24 protein-coding genes are annotated in these 25,868 nt (G+C 66.2%); 16 read left to right on the forward strand and 8 right to left on the reverse strand.

Features of this window, described 5'->3' with window-relative positions:
- Nucleotides 1-111: 111 nt before the first annotated feature.
- From ACVOMC_RS12485 to ACVOMC_RS12495, 3 genes are read left to right on the forward strand one after another with little or no spacing between them, the layout of a single operon-like run.
- Complete coding sequence (locus ACVOMC_RS12485) at nucleotides 112-687, forward strand: TetR/AcrR family transcriptional regulator C-terminal domain-containing protein (protein WP_481524313.1); 576 nt, start codon at nucleotides 112-114, stop codon at nucleotides 685-687.
- Nucleotides 684-1,868 carry an efflux RND transporter periplasmic adaptor subunit gene (locus tag ACVOMC_RS12490; RefSeq protein WP_481524218.1) on the forward strand — a complete coding sequence of 395 codons (1,185 nt, stop codon included), beginning with the start codon at nucleotides 684-686 and terminating at the stop codon, nucleotides 1,866-1,868. Before ACVOMC_RS12485 ends, ACVOMC_RS12490 begins: the two co-directional genes overlap by 4 nt.
- A gap of 12 nt (nucleotides 1,869-1,880) precedes the next feature.
- The gene (locus ACVOMC_RS12495; RefSeq protein WP_054658488.1) at nucleotides 1,881-5,045 is read left to right on the forward strand and encodes a multidrug efflux RND transporter permease subunit; all 3,165 of its coding nucleotides are present in this window, start codon (nucleotides 1,881-1,883) and stop codon (nucleotides 5,043-5,045) included.
- Nucleotides 5,046-5,162: 117 nt separating this feature from the next.
- Here the strand turns inward: ACVOMC_RS12495 and ACVOMC_RS12500 are convergent, their stop codons facing one another.
- On the reverse strand, nucleotides 5,163-6,311 hold the full coding sequence (locus ACVOMC_RS12500; RefSeq protein WP_481524219.1) for an acyl-CoA dehydrogenase family protein: 1,149 nt from the start codon (nucleotides 6,309-6,311) through the stop codon (nucleotides 5,163-5,165).
- 127 nt (nucleotides 6,312-6,438) lie between these two features.
- On the opposite strand from ACVOMC_RS12500, the gene ACVOMC_RS12505 reads away from it, so the two are divergent.
- The 3 genes from ACVOMC_RS12505 to metH are packed head-to-tail and all read left to right on the forward strand — an operon-like array spanning nucleotide 6,439 to nucleotide 11,151.
- A complete protein-coding gene (locus tag ACVOMC_RS12505; protein ID WP_057505827.1) occupies nucleotides 6,439-7,368 on the forward strand; it encodes an ArsR/SmtB family transcription factor in 930 nt (309 codons plus the stop codon).
- Nucleotides 7,369-7,393: 25 nt separating this feature from the next.
- Nucleotides 7,394-8,473: a homocysteine S-methyltransferase family protein gene (locus tag ACVOMC_RS12510; RefSeq protein ID WP_481524220.1), complete on the forward strand. Its 1,080-nt coding sequence runs from the start codon at nucleotides 7,394-7,396 to the stop codon at nucleotides 8,471-8,473.
- Complete coding sequence (gene metH / locus ACVOMC_RS12515; RefSeq protein WP_481524221.1) at nucleotides 8,470-11,151, forward strand: methionine synthase; 2,682 nt, start codon at nucleotides 8,470-8,472, stop codon at nucleotides 11,149-11,151. The genes ACVOMC_RS12510 and metH overlap by 4 nt, the downstream gene beginning before the upstream one ends.
- Before the next feature lie 80 nt (nucleotides 11,152-11,231).
- Here metH and ACVOMC_RS12520 read toward each other — a convergent pair whose 3' ends face one another.
- The gene (locus tag ACVOMC_RS12520; protein ID WP_481524222.1) at nucleotides 11,232-12,113 is read right to left on the reverse strand and encodes a LysR substrate-binding domain-containing protein; all 882 of its coding nucleotides are present in this window, start codon (nucleotides 12,111-12,113) and stop codon (nucleotides 11,232-11,234) included.
- 126 nt (nucleotides 12,114-12,239) lie between these two features.
- Here ACVOMC_RS12520 and ACVOMC_RS12525 point away from each other — a divergent pair, with 126 nt between their 5' ends.
- From ACVOMC_RS12525 to ACVOMC_RS12535, 3 genes are all read left to right on the forward strand, one after another.
- Complete coding sequence (locus ACVOMC_RS12525; protein WP_481524223.1) at nucleotides 12,240-12,914, forward strand: ankyrin repeat domain-containing protein; 675 nt, start codon at nucleotides 12,240-12,242, stop codon at nucleotides 12,912-12,914.
- 48 nt (nucleotides 12,915-12,962) lie between these two features.
- Nucleotides 12,963-14,417 carry an amidohydrolase family protein gene (locus tag ACVOMC_RS12530; protein ID WP_481524224.1) on the forward strand — a complete coding sequence of 485 codons (1,455 nt, stop codon included), beginning with the start codon at nucleotides 12,963-12,965 and terminating at the stop codon, nucleotides 14,415-14,417.
- A gap of 131 nt (nucleotides 14,418-14,548) precedes the next feature.
- On the forward strand, nucleotides 14,549-15,736 hold the full coding sequence (locus tag ACVOMC_RS12535; protein WP_481524225.1) for an MFS transporter: 1,188 nt from the start codon (nucleotides 14,549-14,551) through the stop codon (nucleotides 15,734-15,736).
- A 206-nt stretch (nucleotides 15,737-15,942) separates the two neighbouring features.
- On the opposite strand, the gene ACVOMC_RS12540 is transcribed toward ACVOMC_RS12535, so the two are convergent.
- The 5 genes from ACVOMC_RS12540 to ACVOMC_RS12560 form a co-directional block, all read right to left on the reverse strand.
- Nucleotides 15,943-16,572: a DUF2058 domain-containing protein gene (locus ACVOMC_RS12540; RefSeq protein WP_481524226.1), complete on the reverse strand. Its 630-nt coding sequence runs from the start codon at nucleotides 16,570-16,572 to the stop codon at nucleotides 15,943-15,945.
- A 9-nt stretch (nucleotides 16,573-16,581) separates the two neighbouring features.
- Nucleotides 16,582-16,821 (reverse strand): SlyX family protein, encoded by a 240-nt coding sequence (locus ACVOMC_RS12545; protein ID WP_054658842.1) that lies wholly within the window; start codon nucleotides 16,819-16,821, stop codon nucleotides 16,582-16,584.
- Nucleotides 16,814-18,163, reverse strand: a complete 1,350-nt coding sequence (locus ACVOMC_RS12550) for a UDP-glucose dehydrogenase family protein (protein WP_481524227.1) — start codon at nucleotides 18,161-18,163, stop codon at nucleotides 16,814-16,816. The genes ACVOMC_RS12545 and ACVOMC_RS12550 overlap by 8 nt, the downstream gene beginning before the upstream one ends.
- A gap of 24 nt (nucleotides 18,164-18,187) precedes the next feature.
- Nucleotides 18,188-19,147 carry an FKBP-type peptidyl-prolyl cis-trans isomerase N-terminal domain-containing protein gene (locus ACVOMC_RS12555; RefSeq protein ID WP_054658846.1) on the reverse strand — a complete coding sequence of 320 codons (960 nt, stop codon included), beginning with the start codon at nucleotides 19,145-19,147 and terminating at the stop codon, nucleotides 18,188-18,190.
- Nucleotides 19,148-19,232: 85 nt separating this feature from the next.
- Nucleotides 19,233-19,772, reverse strand: coding sequence for a glutathione peroxidase (locus ACVOMC_RS12560; protein WP_481524228.1), 540 nt, complete (start codon nucleotides 19,770-19,772; stop codon nucleotides 19,233-19,235).
- 157 nt (nucleotides 19,773-19,929) lie between these two features.
- On the opposite strand from ACVOMC_RS12560, the gene ACVOMC_RS12565 reads away from it, so the two are divergent.
- The 7 genes from ACVOMC_RS12565 to ACVOMC_RS12595 are packed head-to-tail and all read left to right on the forward strand — an operon-like array spanning nucleotide 19,930 to nucleotide 24,388.
- Nucleotides 19,930-20,175, forward strand: coding sequence for a hypothetical protein (locus ACVOMC_RS12565; RefSeq protein WP_054658848.1), 246 nt, complete (start codon nucleotides 19,930-19,932; stop codon nucleotides 20,173-20,175).
- A gap of 3 nt (nucleotides 20,176-20,178) precedes the next feature.
- On the forward strand, nucleotides 20,179-20,541 hold the full coding sequence (locus ACVOMC_RS12570) for a GntR family transcriptional regulator (RefSeq protein WP_054658850.1): 363 nt from the start codon (nucleotides 20,179-20,181) through the stop codon (nucleotides 20,539-20,541).
- Entirely contained in the window at nucleotides 20,538-21,410 is an 873-nt protein-coding gene (locus ACVOMC_RS12575) for an ABC transporter ATP-binding protein (RefSeq protein WP_481524229.1), read from the forward strand. The genes ACVOMC_RS12570 and ACVOMC_RS12575 overlap by 4 nt, the downstream gene beginning before the upstream one ends.
- Nucleotides 21,407-22,420 (forward strand): hypothetical protein, encoded by a 1,014-nt coding sequence (locus ACVOMC_RS12580; protein ID WP_481524230.1) that lies wholly within the window; start codon nucleotides 21,407-21,409, stop codon nucleotides 22,418-22,420. Before ACVOMC_RS12575 ends, ACVOMC_RS12580 begins: the two co-directional genes overlap by 4 nt.
- A 29-nt stretch (nucleotides 22,421-22,449) precedes the next feature.
- Entirely contained in the window at nucleotides 22,450-23,277 is an 828-nt protein-coding gene (locus tag ACVOMC_RS12585) for a GIN domain-containing protein (RefSeq protein ID WP_481524231.1), read from the forward strand.
- 28 nt (nucleotides 23,278-23,305) lie between these two features.
- Complete coding sequence (locus ACVOMC_RS12590; RefSeq protein WP_481524232.1) at nucleotides 23,306-23,896, forward strand: DUF2884 family protein; 591 nt, start codon at nucleotides 23,306-23,308, stop codon at nucleotides 23,894-23,896.
- 57 nt (nucleotides 23,897-23,953) lie between these two features.
- Nucleotides 23,954-24,388 (forward strand): hypothetical protein, encoded by a 435-nt coding sequence (locus tag ACVOMC_RS12595; RefSeq protein WP_481524233.1) that lies wholly within the window; start codon nucleotides 23,954-23,956, stop codon nucleotides 24,386-24,388.
- Between the two features lie 46 nt (nucleotides 24,389-24,434).
- Here ACVOMC_RS12595 and ACVOMC_RS12600 read toward each other — a convergent pair whose 3' ends face one another.
- The gene (locus ACVOMC_RS12600; RefSeq protein ID WP_481524234.1) at nucleotides 24,435-25,826 is read right to left on the reverse strand and encodes a class II fumarate hydratase; all 1,392 of its coding nucleotides are present in this window, start codon (nucleotides 25,824-25,826) and stop codon (nucleotides 24,435-24,437) included.
- Nucleotides 25,827-25,868 lie beyond the last annotated feature (42 nt).

Consider the following 25,868-nt stretch of genomic DNA (forward strand, 5'->3'; position numbering starts at 1 on the left):
GGACGGTATAGTCCAGACCCTGTGCAGACCTCCGACGCCAACACCCGTACCACCGACGCCCGCGACCAGCGCGTGTTCGACGCCGTGCGCGAGCTGCTGGCCATCCAGGGCATGCGGCTGAGCATGGACGCGGTGGCAGCCCAGGCCGGCTGCTCCAAGCAGACCCTCTACAGCCGCTATGGCTGCAAGCGCGACCTGTTGCGCAAGGCGATGCAGCTGCATGTCTCCACCGCGACCTCCGCGCTCTCGGCCTGCCGTGAGACACCGCTGCGGCAAATCCTGCTGGATTTCGCCCTCGGTTATCTGGAACACCGCAACCAGCCACGCAACCGCCAAGCCTCGCAGGTGATCGGCGCCAGCGCCCATGAATTCCGCGAAGAAGCGCGGTTCATGTACCAGGGCAGTGCCGAAGCCCTGCGGGATCACGTAGCTGAATGGATGCGAACCGAGATTGCCGATGGCCGCCTGATCCATGACGACCCGCATTTCATGGCCGAACTGTTAATAAGCATGATCTGCGGCCAAGAGTTCGAACGACAGCGCTTCCATGTACCCCACCGCGAACATGCCCGACAACGGCGCCAGTGGGCTGAATTCGCGATCGACAGCTTCCTCCGCGCGTTCGCCGCGCCAGCCGAAGCGGCCGTTCCTCCCAATAAAAACAACACCCGGAGCTCCTCCCGATGACCGCCCCGCTTCGCGCCCTTGCGCTCTCCTTCGTCGCCGCGCTTTCTTTGGCGGCCTGCAAGAAAGAACAGGCCCAGACTGCTCCACCACCGCCCGAAGTGGGCGTCATCGCCGCCGAGCCGAAAACCCTGCCGCTGCAGCGCGAGCTGGTCGGCCGGCTGTCGCCCTTCCGCTCGGCCGACGTCCGCGCCCGGGTGGCCGGCGTGCTGCAGAAGCGCGTCTATGAGGAAGGCAGCAACGTCAAGGAAGGCCAAGTCCTGTTCCTGATCGACCCGGCCCCGTTGCAGGCCGCGCTGGCCTCGGCCGAAGGTGCACTGGCCTCGGCCCGTGCCAACTACGCCAATGCCCGCGCCACCGCCAACCGGGCCCGCTCACTGGCCCCGCAGAAGTTCGTCTCCAAGTCGGATCTGGACAATGCCGAAGCCGCCGAGCGCAGCGGCGCCGCCGCCGTGCAGCAGGCTGAAGCCGCTGTCCAGAGCGCTCGCATCAACCTCGGCTACGCCCGCGTCACTGCGCCCATCGCCGGCCTGGCCGGAAAACAGCAGGTGACCGAGGGTGCGCTGGTCGGCCAGGGGGAAGCCACCTTGCTGACCACCGTCGACCAGATCGATCCGCTGTATGTGAATTTCTCGATGTCCGCCGATGAGCTGAGCCTGCTTCGCGCGGCCCAGGACAAGGGCGCGCTGGCACTGGCTGGCGACGGCAAGACCACGGTGCAGGTCAACCTGCCCGACGGCAGCCTGTATGCCCATGAGGGTACGCTGGACTTCTCCTCGCCGACGGTCGATCCGGCCACCGGCGCGGTGTCGCTGCGCGCGCAGCTGCCCAACCCCGACCACATCCTGCTGCCGGGCTCGTTCGTCAGCTTCAAGGCCCATCTCGGTGAGCGCAACAACGCCTTCCTGATCCCGCAGCAAGCCGTGCAACGCGACACCCAGGGCGGCTTCGTGCTGGTGGTGGGCAAGGATGGCAAGGTCGAGCGCAAGGCGGTCGTGCTGGACAGCCAGCAGGGCGGCAACTGGCTGATCTCTTCGGGACTGGCGGCTGACGACCAGGTCATCGTGTCGGGCATCCAGAAGGTCAAGGTGGGGAGCCCGGCCAAGGCGACCCCGTGGCAGCCGCAGGCTGCTGCCGCACCGGCCACCGGCGCGCCGGCACCGGCGACGGAAAAGAAGAACTAACGGGACGCCGCCATGCCTAAATTTTTCATCGATCACCCGGTATTCGCCTGGGTGGTGGCCATTCTGATTTCGCTGGGCGGTGTGATCTCGATCCTGAATCTGGGTATCGAGTCCTACCCCAGCGTGGCGCCGCCCCAGGTCACCGTTTCCGCCACCTACCCCGGCGCCAGCGCCTCCACGGCCGAGAAATCGGTCACCCAGGTCATCGAGCAGCAGCTGACCGGTATCGACAACCTGGTCTACTTCAACTCGTCGTCCTCCTCGTCCGGCCGGGTGACCATCACCCTGACCTTTGACAGCGGCACCGACGCCGACATCGCACAGGTGCAGGTGCAGAACAAGGTGGCGCTGGCCACCCCGCGCCTGCCCTCGGAAGTGACCAAGCAGGGCGTGGTCGTCGCCAAGGCCAACGCCGGCTTCCTGATGGCCATCGGCGTGCGCTCCGATGACGGCAGCGTCGATCGCGACGCGCTCAACGACATCGTCGGTGCCCGCGTGCTGGAGCAGATCTCCCGCGTCCCGGGCGTCGGCAGCACCCAGCAGTTCGGCTCCGAGTACGCCATGCGCATCTGGCTCAACCCGGAGAAGCTGCAGGGCTACAACCTGTCGGCCACCGACGTCTACAACGCCATCGGTACCCAAAACCTGCAGTTCGCAGCCGGCTCGGTGGGCGGCGACCCCGCCCCCAACGGCCAGGCGTTCACCGCCACGGTAGCCGCCGAAGGCCGCTACACCTCGCCCGAAGAGTTCGAGAACACCATCCTGCGGGCCAATGTCGACGGCAGCGTGGTCAAGCTCAAGGACGTCGCCCGGGTGGCCTTTGGTGCGTCCAACTACGGCTTTGACACCAAGTACAACGGCAAGCCCGTCGCGGCTTTCGCCATCCAGCTGCTGCCCGGCGCCAATGCGCTGGACGTATCTGAAGCGGTGACCGCCAAGATGGACGAGCTGGCGCCCAGCTTCCCGCCGGGCGTGAGCTGGTTCACCCCGTTCGACAGCACCACCTTCGTCAAGATCTCGATCAAGGAAGTGGTCCACACCCTGATCGAAGCCATCGTGCTGGTGTTCCTGGTGATGCTGATCTTCCTGCAGAACTTCCGCGCGACGATCATCCCGACCCTGGTCATTCCGGTGGCCCTGCTTGGCACCTTCATGGGCATGCTGATGGTGGGCTTCACCATCAACCAGCTGACCCTGTTTGCGATGGTTCTGGCGATCGGTATCGTGGTCGATGATGCGATCGTGGTGGTGGAAAACGTCGAACGCATCATGACCGAGGAGGGCCTGGCGCCCAAGGCGGCCACGCAGAAGGCCATGAGCCAGATCACCGGTGCGGTGGTCGCGATCACCGTGGTGCTGGCTGCCGTGTTCATCCCCAGCGCGATGCAGCCCGGCGCGTCGGGCGAGATCTACAAGCAGTTCGCGCTCACCATCGCCATCTCGATGGGCTTCTCCGCCCTGCTCGCCCTGAGCTTCACCCCGGCCCTGTGTGCGGCGTTCCTGCTGCCGACCCACAATGACAAGCCGAACTGGATCTACCGCACGTTCAACAAGTACTACGGCAAGCTGGAGCACCGCTACGTCGGCATGGTCGGCGGCGTCATCAAGCGTGCGCCGCGCTGGATGATGGTGTTCGGCCTGCTGGTGGTGCTGTGTGGCTTCCTGTTCACCCGCCTGCCGGGCAGCTTCCTGCCCGAGGAAGACCAGGGCTACGCGCTGGCCATCGTGCAGCTGCCGCCGGGTGCGACCAAGACCCGCACCAGCGCCGTGTTCGAACAGCTGCTGGGCACCATGCAGAACGAAGACGCCTTCGAAGGCATGATGCAGATCACCGGCTTCAGCTTCCTGGGCCAGGGCGAGAACGTCGGCATGGCGTTCATCCGCCTCAAGGACTGGAGCGAGCGCAAAGAGACCGCGCCGGAGTTCATCCAGGCCATGAACCGGAAGGCCTACGGCATCAAGGATGCGCAGATCTTCTTCGTCAACCTGCCGACCGTGCAGGGTCTGGGCCAGTTCGGCGGTTTCGACATGTGGCTGCAGGACCGTGCCGGTGCCGGCCAGGATGCGCTGATGGAGGCCCGCAACACCCTGCTGGGTGCCGCCTCGCAGAACCAGTCTCTGGTGGGCGTGCGCCCCAACACCCTGGAAAACTCGCCGCAGCTGCAGTTGAAGGTGGACCGCATCAAGGCCCAGACCATGGGCGTGTCGGTCAACGACGTCTACACCGCCATCCAGATGATGCTGGCACCGGTGTATGTCAACGACTTCTTCTATGGCGGCCGCATCAAGCGGGTCAACATGCAGGCCGATGCGGCCTACCGCACCGGTCCGGAATCGCTGAACAGCTACTTCGTACCCAGCTCGCTGAGCAAGGACGCCACCGGCCAGCCGGCGATGATCCCGCTCAGTGCGGTGGTCAAGTCCGAGTGGATCTACGCCCCGCCGGCGCTGAACCGCTACAACGGCTATTCGGCGGTCAATATCGTCGGCTCGCCAGCCCCGGGAACCAGCTCCGGCCAGGCCATGACCACGATGGAGAACCTGGTGCGCGACGATCTCCCGGCAGGCTTCGGCTTTGACTGGAGCGGCATGTCCTACCAGGAAATCCTGGCCGGCAACGCCGCGACGCTGCTGATGGTGCTGTCGATCGTGGTGGTGTTCCTGTGCCTGGCCGCACTCTACGAGAGCTGGTCGATCCCGGTTTCGGTGCTGCTGGTGGTGCCGATCGGCATCCTCGGCGCGGTGGTGTTCTCGCTGATGCGCGGCCTGCCGAATGATCTGTACTTCAAGATCGGCATGGTCACGGTGATCGGTCTGGCGGCGAAGAACGCGATCCTGATCGTGGAGTTCGCGGTCGAGCAGCGGGCGCTGGGCAAGACCCTGCGCGAGGCCACCATCGAAGCGGCGCACCTGCGCTTCCGCCCGATCCTGATGACCTCGTTCGCCTTCATCCTGGGCGTGCTGCCGATGGCCATCTCCACCGGCGCCGGCGCCAATGCACGCCATTCGTTGGGTACCGGCGTGATCGGCGGCATGCTGTTCGCCACCGCCATCGGCGTACTGCTGATTCCACTGTTCTTCGTGACGGTACGTCGCGTCCTGGGCGACAAGCTCGATGAGAAGTCCAAGGCGTATCTGGACCAGCACCAGGCGCGTGCCGCCAAGGAAGACCGGTAAGCCCGGGGCCGTGGATGGCGCCCAAGCGCGCCATCCACCGGTGCCCCCGGACATAGCCACCAATGAAAAGCCCCGGCATTGCCGGGGCTTTTTCTGTTCCGCTGCAGGCCGCAGGACTCAGCGCAGGCCGGTCTCGTTGCGGGCGATGACCATCCGCTGGATTTCCGAGGTGCCTTCGTAGATCTCGGTGATCTTGGCATCACGGAAGTAGCGTTCCAGCGGCATTTCCTTGGAATACCCCATGCCGCCGTGGATCTGCACCGCCTGGTGGGCGATCCACATCGCCGCCTCCGACGCGGTCAGTTTGGCGACCGCCGCCTCGGTGGAGAAGCGTTTGCCCTGCGACTTGACCCACGCCGCGCGCAGCGTCAGCAACATCGCAGCATCCAGCTTGCACTTCATGTCGGCGATCTTGGCCTGGACCATCTGGAACGTGCCGATCGGCGCACCGAAGGATTTGCGCTCCTGCACATAGGCCAGCGAGGCCTCGTAGGCGGCACGGGCGATGCCCACGGCCTGCGAGGCGATGCCGATACGACCCCCGTCCAGCAGGCTCATCGCGATCTTGAACCCCTGGCCTTCCTGGCCGATCACCTCGTCGGCAGTGGCCACGTAGTCCTGGAACTCGATCTCGCAGGTTGCCGAGGCGCGCACGCCCAGCTTCGGCTCGGTCTTGCCGCGACCGAAGCCCGGCTTGGTGGTGTCGATCATGAACGCGGTGATGCCACGGGCGCCCTGTTCCGGATCGGTCATCGCAAACAGCACGATGTAGCGCGCCACCGGGCCGGAGGTGATCCAGCTCTTCTGGCCGTTGATCACGAACGAGCCGTCGGCCTGCTTCACGGCGCGGCAGCGCATCGCCGTGGCATCGGAGCCGGACTGCGATTCGGTCAACGCGAAGGCACCGATCTCCCGGCCTTCGGCAATGGCACGCACGTACAGCTGCTTCTGCGCCTCGGTGCCGTAGGCCAGCACCGCATTGCAGAACAGCGAGTTGTTGACCGACATGATGGTGGCGTGGGCGGCATCGGCGGCCGACACCTCCACGATGGCCAGCACGCTGGAGATCGGGTCCATGCCCGAGCCGCCATACTCGACCGGCACCTCGATGCCCATCAGGCCGTTCTCGCCGAGCAGGCGGATGTTCTCCAGCGGGTACTCGCCGGTGGCATCGAAATGCTCCGCACTGGGGGCGATCTTCTCTTTGGCGATGCGGCGCGCGACATCCTGCAGCATCAATTGTTCGTCGGAAAAACTGAAGTCCACTACACCCCTCCCAGGGCTCACGAGGTTGCAATTGTAACCATCGCGCCCGGTTGCGGCCTATGCCTCGCCTTGACCCTGCCCCCACGGAAAGGAGAAAATATCTCTATATCGCGATAGGTAGATATTTATGGATCTGGAAGACTGGTCGACCCGTCTGAAAGTGTTCGCCGATGCAACGCGCGTGCGTCTGCTGACGCTGCTGGAACAGGAAGAACTGACCGTGGCCGAGCTGTCGGCCATCACCACACTGGCGCAGCCGCGGGTCTCGACCCATCTGGCGCGCCTGAAGGAAGCCGGGCTGGTGCGCGACCGCCGCGCCGGGGTCTCGGCCTATTACCGCTTCGACGAGGCCGCGCTGGATCCGGCGCAGCGCGCATTGTGGCATGCCCTGAGCACCGGCAGCGATGATCCATTGCTGCGCCAGGATGCGGAACGGGTGCCTGCGGTGCTGGCCATGCGCGCCGCCGACCAGAACTGGGCCGACAGCGTGGCCGGCGACATGGAGCGCCATTACTCGCCTGGCCGCACCTGGGAAGCGCTGGCGCGCAGCGCGCTGCCGCTGTTGGAAACCGGTGACGTGCTCGATATCGCCTCCGGCGACGGCGTGCTGGCTGAACTGCTGGCGCCGCACGCGCAGCGTTATGTCTGCATCGACACCAGCGCCCGCGTGGTCGCCGCCGCCAGCGAGCGCCTGCGCAAGCTGGCCAACGTCGAAGTGCTCGAAGGCGACATGCACAAACTGCCTTTCGAGGACGGCAGCTTTGATCTGGTGGTGCTGATGCACGCGCTGACCTACGCCAGCCAGCCGGCCAAGGCCGTGGCCGAATGCGCCCGGGTCGTGCGTCCTGGCGGCCGGCTGATGCTGTGCAGCCTGGCCCGGCACGAGCACAAGGCGGCGGTGGAGGCCTACGGCCACGTCAATCTCGGCTTCACCGACAAGGAACTGCGCAAGTTCGTCGAAAAGGCCGGGCTGGAAGTCTCCAGCCTGGAAACCGTGACCCGCGAGAAGCGCCCGCCGCATTTCGAAGTCATCTCCCTGATCGCCCACAAACCCTGATCACGTCACAGCGAGTCCCCACGCCATGCGTTCCCTCCCCTGGCTCCATCCCGAGCGTGTCGCCAAGCTGCTGCTGGCACTTGAGCAGCGCATCCTGATCATCGACGGTGCCATGGGCACGATGATCCAGCGCCACCGTCTGGAAGAAGGCGACTACCGCGGTGAGCGCTTCGCGGGGGGCTTCGACAGCCAGCACGCGCATGGCCCGGGCTGCGAACACGACCTGAAAGGCAACAACGACCTGCTGCTGCTGACCCGGCCTGAAGTGATCGCCGGCATCCACACCGCCTACCTGGAAGCCGGCGCGGACCTGCTGGAAACCAACACCTTCAACGCCACCGCCGTCAGCCAGGCCGACTATCACCTGGAGCACCTGGTCTACGAGTTGAACAAGGCCGGCGCGCAGGTCGCGCGCCAGTGCTGCGACGCCATCGAGGCGACCACGCCGGACAAGCCGCGCTTTGTGATCGGTGTACTCGGCCCGACCAGCCGCACCGCCTCGATCAGCCCCAACGTGAATGATCCGGGTTTCCGCAATACCAGTTTCGACGAGTTGCGCGGTACCTACCGCGAGGCCATCGAAGGCCTGATCGACGGTGGCGCCGACACGCTGATGGTGGAAACCATCTTCGACACGCTCAACGCCAAGGCCGCGCTGTTCGCGATCGAGGAAGTGTTCGAGGCGCGCGGCGGCCGCCTGCCGGTCATGATCTCCGGCACCATCACCGATGCCTCCGGACGCACCCTGTCCGGGCAGACCGCCGAGGCGTTCTATGCCTCGGTCGCGCACGGCCAGCCGCTGTCGATCGGCTTCAACTGCGCGCTCGGCGCCACCGACATGCGCCCGCATGTGGAAACCCTGGCGCAGATCGCCACCGGCTATGTCAGCGCGCACCCCAACGCGGGCCTGCCCAACGCGTTTGGCGAATACGACGAGACCCCGGAAGAAATGGCCACCACGCTCAAGGAGTTCGCCCAGTCCGGGCTGCTGAACCTGGTGGGCGGCTGCTGCGGCACCTCGCCGGAGCATATCCGCGCCATCGCCGCTGCGGTGGCCGGGCTCCCCCCGCGTGCGCTGCCGTCGCGGCAGGAGCAGGCGGCATGAGCCATCCGCCGTATACCCGGCTGTCGGGACTGGAACCGCTGGTCATCACCCCGGACCTGCTGTTCATCAACGTCGGTGAGCGTACCAACGTCACCGGCAGCGCCCAGTTCCGCAAGCTGATCAAGGAAGAGCGTTACGAGGAAGCGGTCGAGGTCGCCCGCCAGCAGGTCGCCAGCGGCGCGCAGATCCTCGACGTGAACATGGACGAGGGCCTGATCGACTCCGAGAAAGCGATGACCCGCTATCTCAACCTGATCATGTCCGAGCCGGACATCGCCCGCATTCCGGTGATGGTCGACTCCTCCAAGTGGAGCGTGATCGAGGCCGGGCTCAAATGCCTGCAGGGCAAGAGCGTGGTCAATTCGATCTCGCTCAAGGAGGGCGAAGCCGCGTTCATCGAACACGCCCGGCTGGTGCGCCGCTACGGTGCTGCCGCGGTGGTGATGGCGTTCGACGAGGTCGGCCAGGCCGACACCTGCGCGCGCAAGGTGGAAATCTGCACGCGCGCCTACCGCATCCTCACCGAAGACGTGGGCTTCCCGCCCGAAGACATCATCTTCGATCCGAACATCTTTGCCGTGGCCACCGGCATCGAGGAGCACGACAACTACGCGGTGGACTTCATCGAAGCCACCCGCATCATCAAGCGCACGTTGCCGCACTGCCACGTCTCCGGCGGCGTGTCGAACGTCTCGTTCTCCTTCCGTGGCAACGAGACCGTGCGCCAGGCGATCCACTCGGTGTTCCTGTACCACGCCATCAGGGCCGGCATGGACATGGGCATCGTCAACGCCGGCGCGATGCCGATCTATGACGATCTGGACCCGGAACTGCGCGAGCGCGTGGAGGATGTGATCCTCAACCGGCGCAGCGACGGTACCGAACGGCTGCTGGAAATCGCCGAGCGCTACAAGGGCAGGAAGGGCGAGAAGAAGGTCGAGGACCTGGCCTGGCGTGACAAGCCGGTGCGCGAGCGCCTGGCCCATGCCCTGGTGCATGGCCTGGACGCTTGGGTGGAAGAAGATACCGAAGACGCCCGCCAGCAATCCACCCGCCCGCTGGATGTGATCGAAGGCCCGCTGATGGACGGCATGAACGTGGTCGGGGACCTGTTCGGCGCCGGCAAGATGTTCCTGCCGCAGGTGGTCAAATCCGCCCGTGTGATGAAAAAGGCCGTGGCCTACCTGCTGCCGTATATCGAGGCGGAGAAGGCGCGCACCGGCGATACCGCAAAGTCCAATGGCAAGATCATCATGGCCACGGTCAAGGGTGACGTGCACGATATCGGCAAGAACATCGTCGGCGTGGTGCTTGCCTGCAACAACTTCGAGGTCGTGGACCTGGGCGTGATGGTGCCGGCGCAGAAGATTCTCGATGCCGCCCGTGAGCATCAGGCCGACATCATCGGCCTGTCCGGGCTGATCACCCCGTCACTGGAGGAGATGAGCCACGTCGCCCGGGAGATGCAGCGCCAGGGTTTCGAGCTGCCGCTGCTGATTGGTGGCGCCACCACCTCGCGCGCGCACACCGCGCTGAAGATCGATCCGTTCTACAACGCGCCGACGGTGTGGGTGAAGGACGCCTCGCGCGCGGTCGGCGTGGCCCAGTCGCTGATCTCGCGCGAACTGCGCGACAGTTTCGTCGCCGCCAATGACGCCGACTACGCCGATATCCGCCAGCGCCACCGCAACCGCGGCGACGCCAAGCGGCTGGTGTCGCTGGAGCACGCCCGCAGCCAGCGTTTCCAGTGCGACTGGCAACAGTACGAACCGGCGGTGCCGGCGCAGCCCGGTATCCACGTGTTCGACGACTACCCGCTGGAGGACCTGCTGCCGGTCATCGACTGGACGCCGTTCTTCCAGGCCTGGGAGCTGGCCGGCAAGTTCCCGGCCATCCTCACCGACGAGGTCGTCGGCCCGCAGGCCAGCGACCTGTACCGCGATGCCCGCGCGATGCTGGAGCGGATCATCAAGGAGAAATGGCTGACCGCCCGCGCGGTGTTCGGCCTGTGGCCGGCCAACAGCCGTGGCGACGATGTGATCGTCCACAACGCCGAACAACCCACCACCCTGCACTTCCTGCGCCAGCAGGTGGACAAGCCGGCCGAACGCCCGGATTTCTGCCTGGCCGACTTCATCGCCCCGGAAACCAGCGGCCGGCAGGACTGGATCGGCGCCTTCGCGGTGACCGCCGGCATCGGTATCGAGCCGCACGTGGCCCGCTTCGAGGCCGATCACGACGACTACAACGCGATCCTGCTCAAGGCCCTGGCCGACCGTCTGGCCGAAGCGCTGGCCGAGCGCCTGCACCAGCGCCTACGTACCGAATTCTGGGGCTATGACCGCCACGAGCAGCTCGACAACGAGGCGCTGATCGCCGAGAAGTACCGCGGCATCCGCCCGGCTCCTGGCTATCCGGCCTGCCCGGAGCACAGCGAGAAGCAGACCCTGTTCGCGATGCTCGGCGCCGAAGGGATCGGCATGTCGCTGACTGAAAGCTTCGCCATGCTGCCGACCGCCGCGGTATCGGGCTACTACTTCAGCCACCCGCAGAGCCAGTATTTCGTGGTGGGCCGTGTATCCAAGGAGCAGGTCAACGATTACGCCAGGCGCAAGGGCGTGGAGCGCGCGCAGGTGGAAAGGTGGTTGGCCTCCAACCTGGACTACGACCCGGAATGAGGCCTGGCGTCCTGCGTCCCTGCAGGGCGCAGGACGCCTCCATTGGATGACCGGCGGCGCGGCGGCTCCGCAGGCCGCCCTCAGTCCTGCTCCTGGCCCAGCATCCGGATCAGCCGCGCCGCCAGTGCCTTGACCTCCGGCCCGGCGGAGGGACGGTGCAGCAGCACCCGCTCGATGCTGTCGATCAGCGGCAGCCCGCTGGCCAGTCCCAGCACCGTATGGCCGGCGGTTACCGCGCGTGCGGGCAACAGGCTGATGCCCAGCCCGTCAGCGACCGCCGCCTGCAGTCCCCCCAGGCTGGAGCTGGTGAAGCTGATCCGCCAGCGGCGCCCGAGCGCCTCGATGGCGTCGATCATGTCCTCGCGGTACAGCCCGCGCGGCGGAAACGCCACCAGCGGCACCGGGTCCTGCGCGAACGCCGGTGCCGAAGCCGCATCGACCCAGCACATCGACTCCGGCCAGCAGGCCACGCCGTCACGGCCGCCACGGCGCTGCTTGAGCAGCACCAGGTCGAGTTCGCCGCGGTCATAGCTGTCGCCCAGCGCCCGGCTCAGGCCGCTGCTGACTTCCAGCTTCACCTGCGGATGCTCACGGCTGAAGACGGCCAGCAGCCGGGTGGTACGGCCACCGGCGAAATCCTCCGGTACACCCAGCCGGATCGTGGCCGTGGCGCCCTCGCCCGAAAGCGCATCGGACAGTTCCTCGTTCAATGCCAGCATCCGCCGCGCATAGCCCAGCACGGTTTCGCCGATATCGGTCGGTCGCGCATCGCGCACGCCGCGGTCCAACAACCGGTGCCCAGCCAGTTCCTCCAGCCGCCGCACCTTCTGGCTGATGGTGGACTGGGTCGAGTGCAGGCGCGCAGCCGCAGCGGTGAAACCACCGCAGTCGGCCACGGTCACCAGTGCCCGCAGCAGATCCAGATCGAACAGGGATCTATTCGATTTCGCACTGGTAGCCATCGTTACATTTCATTTCTGGATGGATGAAAGGACTTGTAGCATCGACCCATAACCGGTGCAAACCGTCGCGCCCCACCCCGGTGCCCGCTCCACGGCACGCCACATTGCAGAGACAGGAGGCGGGCGATGTCCGCACGACATTGGATCACCGCCCAGTTGCTGGCCAGCGCCATGCTGGCGTCGTGCGCGGCCGGCGCTGACGACAGGGGGCTGTCGCGCCAGCTGTTCCAGGCGGCCGAAGCCGGCAACGTCGAGACGGTGCGCAGCCTGCTGGCGCAGGGCGCCGACATTCACGCCCGCGACAAAAAAGATCGCACCCCGCTGCTGGCCGCCGTCCACCAGCGCCAGATCGGAACGGCACGGCTGCTGATGGAAGCCGGCGCCGACGTCAATGCCAGGGATTCGATCCAGGACACCGCCTACCTGTATGCCGGCGCCAGTGGGCAGGTGGAGATCCTGAAGATGACGCTGGCCCACGGGGCCGATCTACGCAGCACCAACCGCTACGGCGGCACCGCGCTGATTCCGGCTGCCGAGCGTGGCCATGTGGAAACCGTGCGCACGCTGATCGAGGCCGGCATCGACTTGGACCACGTCAACCGGCTTGGCTGGACCGCGCTGCTGGAGGCGATCATTCTCGGCGATGGCGGCGTCGCCCATCAGCAGATCGTGCGCATGCTGATCGATGCCGGTGCCGACGTGAACCTCCCCGACAGCTATGGCATCTCTCCACTGCAACGCGCCCGCCAGCGCCAGCAGGCCGCCATCGTGCGCCTGCTGGTCGCCGCCGGCGCGCACTGACCCCTTTACTCCGCTGTGCGGCCCGCCGCACGCCACTGGACACCGCTGATGAAAACCACGCTTTCCCTCGCCCTGTCAGGCCTGCTGCTGGCGGTCGCGCCCGCAGCCCTGGCGGCACGTTCCACCGCCGACGTGCTGATCCGCCACGCCACCGTGGTCGACGTCGAACACGGCAGCACCCGTCCCGGCCAGACGGTGGTGATCCGCGGTGACGACATCGTGGCCGTCGGCGAGGACCAGACCCTGGCCGGCCAGTGGCGCGCCGGCACGACCATCGATGCGAAGAACCGCTACCTGATCCCCGGCCTGTGGGACATGCACGTGCATTTCGGCGGCGGCCCGGCGCTGATCGAGGAGAACAAGGCGCTGCTGCCGCTGTACGTGGCCCATGGCATCACCACCGTGCGCGACGCCTCCGGCGATCTGGCCGAACAGGTGCTGTCCTGGCGCGGGCAGATCGCCAACGGGCAGCTGTTCGGGCCGCAGCTGTTCACTTCCGGTGCCAAGATCGAAGGCCTCAAGCCGGTCTGGAAAGGCACGATCGAAGCCGGCGACGAGGCCGGCGTGGACGCCGCCCTGGACCGCGAGCAGCGCGACCAGGTGGACTTCGTCAAGATCACCGACAGCACGCTGTCCCCGGAGCTGTTCCTGTACGCCCTGCGCCAGGCCCGCCAGCGCGGCCTGCGCACTTCCGGCCATATCCCGATGGCGCTGACCGTGGGCCAGGCCGTGGATGCCGGCATCAGCTCGATCGAACACCTGGACTATGCGTTCAAGGCCGGGGTGAAGGATGAGGCCAGCATCGCCGCGGACTACGCCGCCGGCCGCATCGACCGTGCCGAAGCCAACCGCCGCCTGTCGGCCGGTTTCGACAACGACACCGCGATGGCCGCCTACCGTCGCTTCGCCGCGCTGGGTGTCGCGGTCACGCCGACGCTGGACGGTGGCCGCATCCTCGACTTCCTCGACAGCGAGCCGCACGACAACGACGCCTACCTGGCCTACATCGGCCCGGGCCTGCGCAAGACCTACGAATGGCGCGTGGAGCGCGCGGCCAAGGCCACGCCGGCGCAGATCCAGGCCCGCCACGAGGGCTATGCGGAGGTAGCCAAGGTGCTGCCGATGCTGCAGCAGGCCGGGGTGAACATCATGGCCGGCACCGACGCGGGCTTCCTCAACTCCTACAACTACCCGGGGATCGGCCTGCACAACGAGCTGAAGCTGTACGTGCGCGAAGGCCTGACCCCGCAGCAGGCGCTGGTCGCGGCCACCCGCGCCGGCCCGCAATGGTTCGGCACGCTGGACCGCTACGGCGCGGTGGAAGCAGGCAAGGCCGCCGACCTGGTGCTGCTGGAGCGCAACCCGCTGCAGGACATCGCGGCCACCCGCGCCATCGACACGATGATCCTGCGCGGCCGGGTGCTCGACCGCGCCGCGCTGGACGCGCTGCTGACCGAGGCCAAGGCCAAAGTGGCTGCCTGGGATGCCGCTGAAACGCGTTGAGACGGATGCCTGCTGAGCGGTCACCCGCCAAAAGGTGACCGCGCTGCTGCCCGCGGAGACGGGCACAAGGCACAATAGCCGGCGCGGCCCAGCCGCTCCCCCGCCCCCACCCGCGCCGCTGGCGCCTTGTGATGACCGCCGTTTCCCTGCCACGCCCATCCGTGCCCACCGCGCGGCTGTCGAGCTTCTATTTCTTCTATTACGCCGCCCTCGGCGCGTTCACCCCGTACTGGAGCCTGTACCTGCAGTCGCGCGGGATGAGTGTCACCGCCATCAGCGTGATGATGAGCCTGTGGTATGCCACCCGGGTGGTCGCGCCCAGCACCTGGACCTCGCTGGCGGCGGCCTCGCCACGGCCGATCCGCTGGCTGCGGATCGGCTGCGTGCTGACCCTGCTCAGCTTCGCCGCCTTCCTGTTTCCCGCGCCGCAGTGGTCGATGTACGCGGTGATGATCGCGTTCTGCTTCTTCTACAACGCGGTGATGCCGCAGTTCGAATCGATCACCATCACCCATCTGGGCAGTGACAGCCACCGCTACGGCCTAATCCGCGTATGGGGCTCATTCGGCTTCATCGCCGTGGTCACCAGCTTCGGCTGGCTGATCGAACACCATGGCGCCGGCAAGCTGCCGTGGCTGATGCTGCCGCTGTTCGCGCTGATGATCGGCTCGGCCTTCCTCAACCGCTACGCCCGCGATATCCCCGGCGGCACCCACACCGAGGGCGGTTTCTGGGCCATCGTCCGGCAGAAGCCGGTACTGGCGTTCTTCGTCGCCGCGTTCCTCGAGCAGCTCTCGTTCGGCCCCTACTACACGTTCTTCTCGCTCTACATGGACCAGCACGGCTACAGCACCTCGTTGCTGGGGCTGATGTGGACGGTGGGCGTGGTGTTCGAGGTGGCGGTGTTCTTCCTGATCTCGCGCTTCTTCCGCCGCTGGGACGCCAGCTGGCTGCTGATCATTTCCATGGCCAGCGCCGCCCTGCGCTGGTGGGCCACCGCGCTGTGGCCGGAGAACATCCCGGTGATGCTCGTCGCCCAGGCCACCCATTGTCTTGGCTTTGCCGCGTTCTTCGCCTCGGCCATGCAACTGCTGGCGCGCTACTTCCCCGGCCAGCTCAACGGCCACGGCCAGGGCCTGTTCTACGGCTTCTCCTCAGGACTGGGCGGCGTGCTGGGCGCGCTGATCGCCGGCCAGCTGTGGCGCTTCGGCGATGGCAAGGTCGCCTTCCTCGTCGGTGGCGGCTTCGCCCTGGCCGGCGCGCTGATCGCGCTGTACTGGCTGCCCCCCTCCCGACAGGCCCGGGGGGCCGCGGGCTAGCAGATACCTGTGCAGGCAGCCATTCCCCACGCAGGGAGCGCCGTCCGCCGCGGAGGCGAGTCACTTGCAGGGCCACTGCGCCTGTTGCCGGTGCGGATCGTCAGCCTCGAGGCGAGCCGCGCCCCAAACCGTAGCCGGCGCCGCACATGGAAAAAGACAGGCCAGCGGCCTGTCTTTTCTGTCACACCGAGGCGGCCGGAACCGCTTTACCAGACCAGGTCGTCCGGCACCTGGTACATCGGATCGGCATACGGATCGGCTTCGGCCGGCGCGTTCGGGTCGATCTTCAGCGCCACCGAGGGGGCGAACACCTGTTCGGCCTCGGCCAGGACCGCCGCGGTGACCAGCAGGTAGCGACCGTTCTGCTGCAACACCCCCAGCTCGCCGGCATTGAGCGCCTTGAGCTGGTCGGCATTGACATAGATGCGCTTGATCTTGCCGCCGTACTCGAAGTGCCGGGCGATATCGGCCTCAGGGTCGTTCAGTCCCTTGTCCTTGATCAGCTCGTCGAGCCTGGCGCGGGCTTCGCGGCGCAGGCGGGCTTCTTCCTGCTTCCGGCGCTCGGCCTCGATGCGCTCGTCCTTCTCGCGCTGGGCACGGATGGCGTAGGCCTTGGCCAGATCGATGTCTTCCTGCGAGCGCGGCTTGCGCGCGCCCTGCGGCCGGCCCTGGCCGGGCTTGCCCTGTCCTGCTTTGGGAGCGCCGGCAGCGGCAGACGGCCGACTGCCCTGCTTGCCGTGCGGACGGCCATCGCGGCGTTGATCGGGTTTGCGCTCCGGCTTGGGCGCAGATTTGAAGCCCAGCCCGAGGAGCTGGTCGCGGAGTGTGTCGCTCATAGGTAACCGTCAGTAATGCGGGGGCGGTGGTTCGTCGGCGGCATCGGCATAGAGCGCGGTACGCACCTTGCCCAGATCGTCCAGCAGGTGCCGCAGCAGGTCGGCGTTGCGCGAGCCCTGCATGCGGGCATCGGCCAGGGCTTCGCTCATTTCGGCCAGTGCCTGCTCTTGGAAGGAGACCCGCATTTCCAGCTCAACCAGACGGGCTTCGAGCGCTTGTTCGCGCTCGTTCGGAGAAAACTCATGCATGCAGGGAACGTCCTCGGCCAATGCCGTAATAAGCGAGGCCTGCGGCCTCTATTTCCTGCGGGTCGTACAGATTGCGCCCATCGAACACCACCGCATCCCCGAGCGCCTCGCGCAGACGGACAAAATCGGGGCTGCGGAACTGCTTCCACTCGGTGACCACGATCAGCGCGTCGGCACCTTCCAGTGCCTCGAACGCGGACTCGCACAACATCAGATCCTTGCGCTCTCCGAAAACACGACGGGCTTCGCCCATCGCCTCGGGATCATAGGCGCGCACCTGCGCGCCGGCCTCCCACAACTGCGCCAGCAGCCGCCGGCTGGGGGCGGCGCGCATGTCATCGGTATTGGGCTTGAACGCCAGGCCCCATACCGCAAACGTCTTGCCCCGCACGCCTTCATCCTCGCCCCGGTCGTAATGACGCTGGATCAGGGTGAACAGGTGGCCCTTCTGCGCCTCGTTGACCGCTTCCACCGCCTCCAGCAGCCGGGGCGTATGCCCGTACTGGGCGGCAGTGCGCGCCAGCGCCTGCACATCCTTGGGAAAGCAGGAGCCGCCGTAACCGGCGCCGGGATAGATGAAGTGCCAGCCGATGCGCGGGTCCGAACCGATGCCCTGGCGGACCTGTTCGATATCCGCCCCCACGCGCTCGGCGATATTGGCGATCTCGTTCATGAAGCTGATCTTGGTCGCCAGCATCGCGTTGGCCGCGTACTTGGTCAGCTCGGCCGAACGCACATCCATCTCCACCACACGGTCGCGCTTGCGGTTGAACGGGGCGTACAGACGGCGCAGGACGGTCACCGCGCGCGCATCGTCCGCACCGATGATGATCCGGTCCGGCCGCAGGCAGTCGGCCACCGCATCACCTTCCTTGAGGAACTCCGGGTTGGAGACCACATCAAAGGCGATCCGGGCGCCACGGGCGGAAAACTCCTCGGCGATCACCGCGCGGACCTTGTCGGCGGTACCGACCGGCACCGTCGACTTGTTGACCACCACTGCCGGATGGTCCAGGTGGCGACCGATCGTGCGGGCCACGGCCAGCACATACTGCAGGTCGGCACTGCCGTCCTCATCGGGCGGGGTGCCGACTGCAATGAAGATCACCTGTGCATGCGCGATGGCGCCGGCCGCCTCGGTGGTGAAGGCCAGACGCCCGGCGGCGTGGTTGGCCTGCACCAGTGGCGCCAATCCCGGTTCGTAGATCGGGATGACGCCCCGGTTCAGACCATCGATCTTGGCCTGGTCGATATCGACACAGACCACGTCATGACCGACCTCGGCCAGACAGGCTCCGGTGACGAGACCGACATAGCCTGTACCGAACATCGCGACGCGCATGGCAGCGGGAACTCCGTAGCTGTGTTACTGCAGAATACCCAGCAGTTCCACGTCAAACGTCAACGCCGCGTCAGGACCGATCGGGCCACCCGGGGTACCGGCGCTGCCGTAAGCCAGCTCCGACGGGATCCAGAAACGGTACTTGGCACCGACCGGCATCAGCGACACGCCTTCGGTCCAGCCCTTGATGACCTGGTTCAGGCCGAAATCGACCGGCTCGCCACGCTGGTAGCTGCTGTCGAACACGGTGCCGTCCAGCAGCTTGCCTTCGTAGTTCACGCGCACGCGGCTGGTCGGGACCGGACGCTCGCCGCTGCCCGGGCGGATCACCTGGTACTGCAGGCCCGAAGCGGTGGTCACCACGCCCGGCTGGGTCTTGTTCTTGGCAAGGAAGGCATTGCCTTCTTCACGGTTCTTGCCGGCCGAAGCGGCCTGCTTGGCGGTGCTGAAAGCCTGCAGCATGGCCTGCGCCTGCTGGCGGTCCATCAGCGGCGTGCCCTTGCTGAACACGGTGGTGATGGCCTGGAACACCGAGTCCAGGTCGATTTCCTTCTGGATCGGCGCCAGCGACGGGCCCACCGCATAGCTGCCCAGCATCAGGCCGACTTTTTCCTTGTCCACCGACGGCGGCTGGCTGCCCGGCGCCATGCCCGGCACCTGTTGGCCGGAACGGGCCATCATGACGGTGCGCAGCGCCTGGTCGGTCTGCTGGGCCTCTTCCTGCGAGAGCAGCGGCTGGCCGCCGGCAAATGCGTTCTCGATGCCACGACGCAGTGCCGCGATGTCGACTTCCGAAGCGATGGGCTCAAACGAGCTGGCAACGTCGATGCCGATGGCGTAACCGACTTTTTCACGATCCGAGGTCAAAACAGACTTCTCCTTGGTAGCCGCCGGGGCGGCAGGTTGTTGCGACATCACGACACCCGGTGCCGCCATCGCCAGAATCAGAAGCGACGCCACGGCGCCGCGCTTTCCCATCTTCATTCGCTGCTTTCCTGGAAGTGAACAAACGCCGCGGTCGGCGCAAGGGGCGACATTGTCGCACGCACGCTGGATATGTCGAGGCGCCTCAACGCCGAGGCGACGGTGCCGCCAGCTCGCGTTCGATCGCCGCACGCAGCGCCGGATCATCCGGGCGCACCTTGCTCGGGAACTGGGCGACCACCCGCCCGTCGCGCGACACCAGATACTTGTGGAAATTCCAGCCCGGCGCCACGCCGGTGGCGCGGGTCAGGTCCCGGTACAGCGGCGTGGCTTCCGGGCCGACCACATGCACCTTCTGGAACATCGGGAATTTCACGCCATAGGTCAGCGTGCAGAACTCCTGGATCTGCACCTCGGTGCCCGGTTCCTGACCCTTGAAGTCGTTGGAGGGGAAACCCAGCACCGCAAATCCCTGCCCCGACAGCTCCTGCTGCAGCGCCTCCAGTCCTTCGTACTGCGGGGTGAAACCGCATTTGGAGGCGGTGTTGACGATCAACAGCACCTTGCCACCATAGGTCCGATTCAGGTTCACCTCGCTGTTTCCCGCCAACAGCCGGTAGTCGCGGTCCAGCAGCGGCCCGGCAACGGCACTCGCCGCACCGCCAAGTGATGCCATAAAAACCATTGAAATCAGTATCTTGCGAATTTTCAAAATCCTTCTCCTGAGCAATCGGCACTGATGGATACGTATCGGCCGTAATTTTAGTGACAGAACAGTTGCGCGGCGCCGTGTCGGTGTTATAGTTGCATACAACACCAGCCACCCTACACAGGGAGCCGAGATGAGCATCAAACGCAGCAGACACGTACTCCAGGCAGTGATGGCCACGGGCACCCTGTTGTTGCTCGGCTGCTCGGCGGCGCCTGAAACCGGCCGTACCAACGTCCGGGATTATGCAGCCGAGGCGGCCGGTGATGAGCAGGATGCGAATGACCTTCCCAAAGCGAAGCGGCCGGTCAGGCGGATGCGAACCAGCCTGTCACTGCCCTACTTCTCCTTCGCACAGTCGCTGAACCCGCGGAGCTGACTCATGACTGATATCCAGTGGAGCGATGGTGCTCCCATCTACCGCCAGTTGAAGGATCGCGTGATCGCGATGATGCTGGACGGGCTGCTCAAGCCGGGCGATGCCCTGCCCTCGGTACGCCAGGTGGCGGCCGAATACCAGCTCAACCCGATCACGGTATCGCGCGCCTACCAGGAGTTGGCCGACGAGAACCTGGTCGAGAAGCGCCGTGGCCTGGGCATGTTCATGACCGAGGAAGCCGCGCTGAAGCTACGTGGCAACGAGCGCGAACGTTTTCTCAAAGACGAATGGCCCGCGGTCCTGGAGCGTATCCAGCGTCTGGGGCTGACCTTGGAAGATCTGCTGCCATCGGGGACCACGCTATGAATGCCGTTACTGAACCGGTCGTTTCCGCCACCGGCCTGCGCAAGGCCTACAAGAAGAAGCCGGCACTGGACAACGCCAGCTTCTCCATCGAACCGGGCCGCATCGTCGGCCTGATCGGCCCCAACGGCGCCGGCAAGACCACCGCGCTGAAGGCCCTGCTCGGGCTGACCCCGTTCGAAGGCGAACTGCGCGTGCTGGGCATGGACCCGCGCACCCAGCGCAACGCGCTGATGAACGAAGTCTGCTTCATCGCCGACGTGGCCGTGCTGCCGCGCTGGATCCGGGTCAGGGAAGCCATCGACTTCGTCGCCGGCGTGCATCCGCGCTTTGACCGCGCGCGCTGCGAGCGCTTTCTGGCCAACACCAAACTGCAGCCCAGGCAGCGGGTGCGCGAGCTGTCCAAAGGCATGGTGGTGCAGTTGCACCTGGCGCTGGTGATGGCCATCGACGCCAAGGTGCTGGTGCTGGACGAACCGACCCTGGGTCTGGACATCCTGTACCGCAAGGAGTTCTACCAGCGCCTGCTGGAAGATTATTTCGACGAGCAGAAGACGATCATCATCACCACCCACCAGGTGGAGGAGATCGAACACATCCTCACCGACGTGCTGTTCATCCGCGATGGCAGGATCGTGCTCGCCGCCGACATGGAATCGATGGCCGGACGCTACACCGAGCTGCTGGCCTCGGCCGATACGCTGGAGGCCGCCCGCGCACTGGGCCCGATCGACGAGCGCGCCCTGCCGTTCGGCAAAACCGTACTGCTGTATGACAACGTCGAACGCAGCCGTGTCACCGCCCTGGGCGAAACCCGCAACCCGGGCCTGGCCGACCTGTTCGTGGCCATCATGAAGGGAACCTACGCATGAACGCCGTTCACCACATCACCCCGCTGGGCAAGTTCAAGTGGCTGCTCAAGCGCGAATACTGGGAAAACCGCGGCGGCTTCCTGTGGGCGCCGCTGATCGCCGGCGGCGTGTCCCTGCTGCTGTCGCTGATGGCGATCGTCGCCGGGCTGTGGGCGGCCAACCGCGCCGCGGACAATGGCGATCTCCATATCAATGGTGTGAACGTCAACGGCCTGGACCTGAAGCTGCTGACCTCGCAGATGTCGCCCGCCGATATGGGCAAGTGGGCCGAAGGCATGAACTTCACCCTGGCACTCAGCGCGGCGTGGCCGTTCATCGTGCTGGGCTTCGTGGTGTTCTTCTACTGTCTGGGCGCGCTGTACGACGACCGCCGCGATCGCAGCGTGCTGTTCTGGAAATCGATGCCGCTGTCGGACACCCAGACGGTGCTGTCCAAGCTGGCCAGCGCGCTGCTCGTGGCGCCGGTGCTGGCCACCGCCGCCGCCATCGTGACCATGTTCGGCTTCCTGCTGATGATCAGCCTGGTGGCGCTGGCCCATGGCGGCAGCCCGATGACCCTGATCTGGGGGCCGGCCAGCCCGTTGTCCCTGGCCGCCGGCCTGCTCGCGGGCATTCCGGTCTACGCGCTGTGGGCACTGCCTACCGCCGGCTGGCTGCTGCTGTGCTCGGCCTGGGCCAGGAGCAAGCCGTTCCTGTGGGCGGTGATGCTGCCGGTGTTCGCCGGTGTGGTGGTGAGCTGGTTCGGGCTGATGAAGCTGTTCGACATGAATGCCGGGTGGTTCTGGGCCCATGTGGTCGGCCGCCTGCTGCTGGGCACCGTGCCGGGTATCGAGATGGCCTACAAGGCTGACCTCAACGGCGGGCAATCGCTGCAATCGGTGCTACATGGCCTTACTCCAGCCGACCAGTTCACGACGCTGGTCAGCCCGCAGCTGTGGATTGGCGCCGTTGTCGGCATCGCCTTCATCGTTCTGGCCATCTGGCTGCGCCAGCGCCGCGACGACATCTGAACCGCCTTCCGCCAACGCAAGGAACCGAGATGAACATCAAACCCCTCCTGTTCGCCCTGGCCCTGCTGCCCGCCAGCGCCATTGCCGGGGAGCACTGCAAGTTCAGCCAGCCACAGGCCTTGGAGTTGGAGCTGGCCGGCGCCAAAGCCGTGGTGTTTGAAGTCAACAGCCACGACCTGAAGCTGCAGGCCAGCCCCGGCGCCAGCGCCGCGCTGAGCGGTCGCGCCTGCGCCTCGACCCAGGATCTGCTGGGCCAGCTGTCGCTGACCCAGCGCAGGGTGGGCGACAAGCTGGTGGTCACCCTCAAGCGCGAAAGCCAGGGCCTGAATATCAACTTCAGCGGCAGCACCTACGCCTATTTGGACCTGACCGGCACCGTGCCGGACAACATCCTGGTACAGCTCAAGGTCGGCTCGGGTGACGCCACGCTGGCCGGCGCGCACTCGATGAGCGCCGATGTCGGCTCCGGCGATGTCAGCGCCCGCGACATCAAGGGTTTGGCCACCGCGGCGGTCGGCTCCGGTGATATCCAGTTCGACAACGTCGGCGCCCTGTACCTGCTGTCACTGGGCTCGGGTGACGCCCGGATCCACGGCGTCCGTGGTGAGGCACGGGTCGGAAGCGTAGGCTCGGGCGACCTGGAGCTGCGTGGCGTACAGGGCGCGGTGACCATCGAAAGCCTTGGCTCCGGCGATATCGAGGTACGTGACACCCGCGGCGGCGTCAGCCTGGGCGCGATCGGCTCGGGCGACGTTGACGTCCACAACGCCGCCAGCCTGCGCGTGCAACGCGTGGGCAGCGGTTCGATCCGTCACAGTGGCGTTTCTGGCACGGTCGATCTGCCAAAAAAACGCTGACATTCCCAACCGCAACGGAAAGCACCTCATGAAAATTCCTGTCGCCCCCCTGTTCGCCCTGGTTCTGGCCCTGCCGCTGGCCGCCTGCGGTGAACGCCCCCAGACCGGTGCTCCGGGCACCGATACAGCGCTTGGCCAGAAGGTCCGCGCCGCTACCGATGAAGCCCGCAAGAAGCTGGCCGAAGGCAACATCAGCATTTCCAAAGACGGCGGCGCCAAGGTCGAGATCTCGCCCAGCGGCGAGCTGCTGATCAACGGTACTGCCGTACCGCTCGATGCCGGGCAGCGGGCGCTGGTCATGCAGTACCGCGCGCAGATGGTCAAAGTGGCCGAAGCCGGTATCGATGTCGGCATAGCCGGCGCCAACCTCGGCGTCAATGCCGCCGGGGAAGCGATCAAGGGCATTTTCAGCGGCAACAGTGGACAGGTCGAAGCCCGGATCAATGCCGAAGCCGACAAGCTGAAACAGCAGGCGCAGCTGATCTGCGACCAGTTGCCCGGACTGATGGCCACCCAGCAGAAGCTGGCCGCCGCCGTACCCCAGTTCGCCCCGTACGCGAAGATGGACCAGAGCGATATCGACGACTGCCGCAGCAACGGTGAGTTCTCCGCTCCGTAAGCCGCATTGGCAGCGGGGCGGTAAACTGCCGCCCCCTGCCCCACGCTTTGCCCTCTCATGAACAAGCTGCTGTTGTTGGCCCTGGCGGCCCTGGTTTCCCTGCTCTCCGCTTGTGGCGACCGCGCCGAATACGCCGCGCACCGCGTCGAGCGCAGCAAACCGAAGATGGAAGTGACCGATGACCGTATCGCGTTGCGTCGCGCCCCCTATCCCAATCTCGACATCCAGCCCGATGGCGGCTTGCGCGTGGATGACATCGCCATCCCGCTGACGTCCGAACAACAGCAGATCCTGCAGACCGGTTTCGTCAAACTGCAGATCCTGCGCCAGAACACACTGGTGGACGCCACGCCGGCCAGCAAGCCGGGCGAGCGCACCCTGCCGATCGTGATCCCGCCGGGGCAGGAACCGTTCCCGGCCGATCTGGTCGAACATATTCCCGAGTTCAAGCAGTACAGCGAGGCGCTGGCCAACCCGCGCGCGCTGCGCTGACCACGCGCCCTTCCGGCTCCAGCGCAAAGGCGGGCAGATGCCCGCCTCAGCCGCCGTGGATGCCGCCGCGGGTCAGCGCCGCCGGGTCCAGCAGCCGCTTGAGCTCGGCCTCGGACAGACCACTGTCCTCCACCGCCACCTCCAGCACCGGACGCTGCTCCTTGTAGGCCCGTTTTGCGATCGCGGCGGCCTTTTCGTAGCCGATGATCGGGTTCAACGCGGTCACCAGGATCGGGTTGCGGGCCAGCGCCTCACGCACCCGTTCCTGCTTGACCACCAGCCCGGCGATCACCTTGTCGGCCAGCAGGTTCATCACGCTGGACAGCAGCTGGATCGAATCCAGCAGGTTGGCTGCGATCAGCGGCAGGGTCACGTTCAACTGGAAGTTGCCGGTCTGCCCGGCAATGGTGATGGCGGTGTGGTGGCCGATCACCTGCGCCGCGGCCATCACAGTGGCTTCGGGAATCACCGGATTGACCTTGCCCGGCATGATCGAACTGCCCGGCTGCAGCGCCGGCAACTCCACCTCGCCCAGCCCGGCCAGCGGCCCGGCGTTCATCCAGCGCAGGTCATTGGCGATCTTGATCAGCGCCACCGCCAACGCATTGAACTGGCCGGACAGCTCCACCGCGTCGTCCTGCGCGGCCAGTCCTTCGAACTTGTTGGCGGCACTGTCGAACTTCACCTTCGTCGCGGTCGACAGCGCTTTGACCACCTTGCCGCCGAAGCGCGGATCGGCATTGATGCCGGTGCCGATCGCGGTGCCGCCCAGCGGCAGCCGGCGCAGCCGCTTCAGGGCGTCCTCGATGCGTCCTTCAGCCGAGGCCAGCTGCGCGGACCACGCGCCGAACTCCTGGGCAAAGGTCAGCGGCATCGCATCCATCAGATGTGTGCGCCCGGTCTTGACCACTTTGCCCAGTCCGCGGGCACGCCTGTCGATGATGCGGCGCAGGTGCTTGAGCGCCGGCAACAGGTCTTCGACCGTGGCCAGCTGCGCCGAGACGCGGATCGCGGTGGGAATCACATCATTGGAACTCTGCCCCAGATTGACGTGGTCATTGGGGTGCACCACCGTCTTGCCGGCCCTGCCGCTGGCGTTGGCCAGGGTGGCGATGACCTCGTTGGCATTCATGTTCGAGGAAGTGCCCGAGCCGGTCTGGTACACGTCGATCGGGAAATGCGCGTCATGCATGCCACCGGCCACCTCGGCCGCCGCCGACTGGATCGCCTTGGCCACCCCCTTGGGCAGCAGCCCCAGGCCGGCGTTGACCTCGGCCGCCGCGCCTTTGATCAGCCCCAGTGCCCGGATGAAGGCTCGCGGCATGCGTTGCCCGGACACCGGGAAATTCTCCACCGCACGCTGGGTCTGCGCCCCCCACAGCGCCTCGGCCGGCACCTGCAGCTCGCCCATGCTGTCGTGCTCGACACGCATCTTCATAGGATTCCTCCAACAGATCGACATTCCGGCGGCAATCTAGCC

It is taken from the genome of Stenotrophomonas sp. STEN014, from assembly GCF_056760315.1.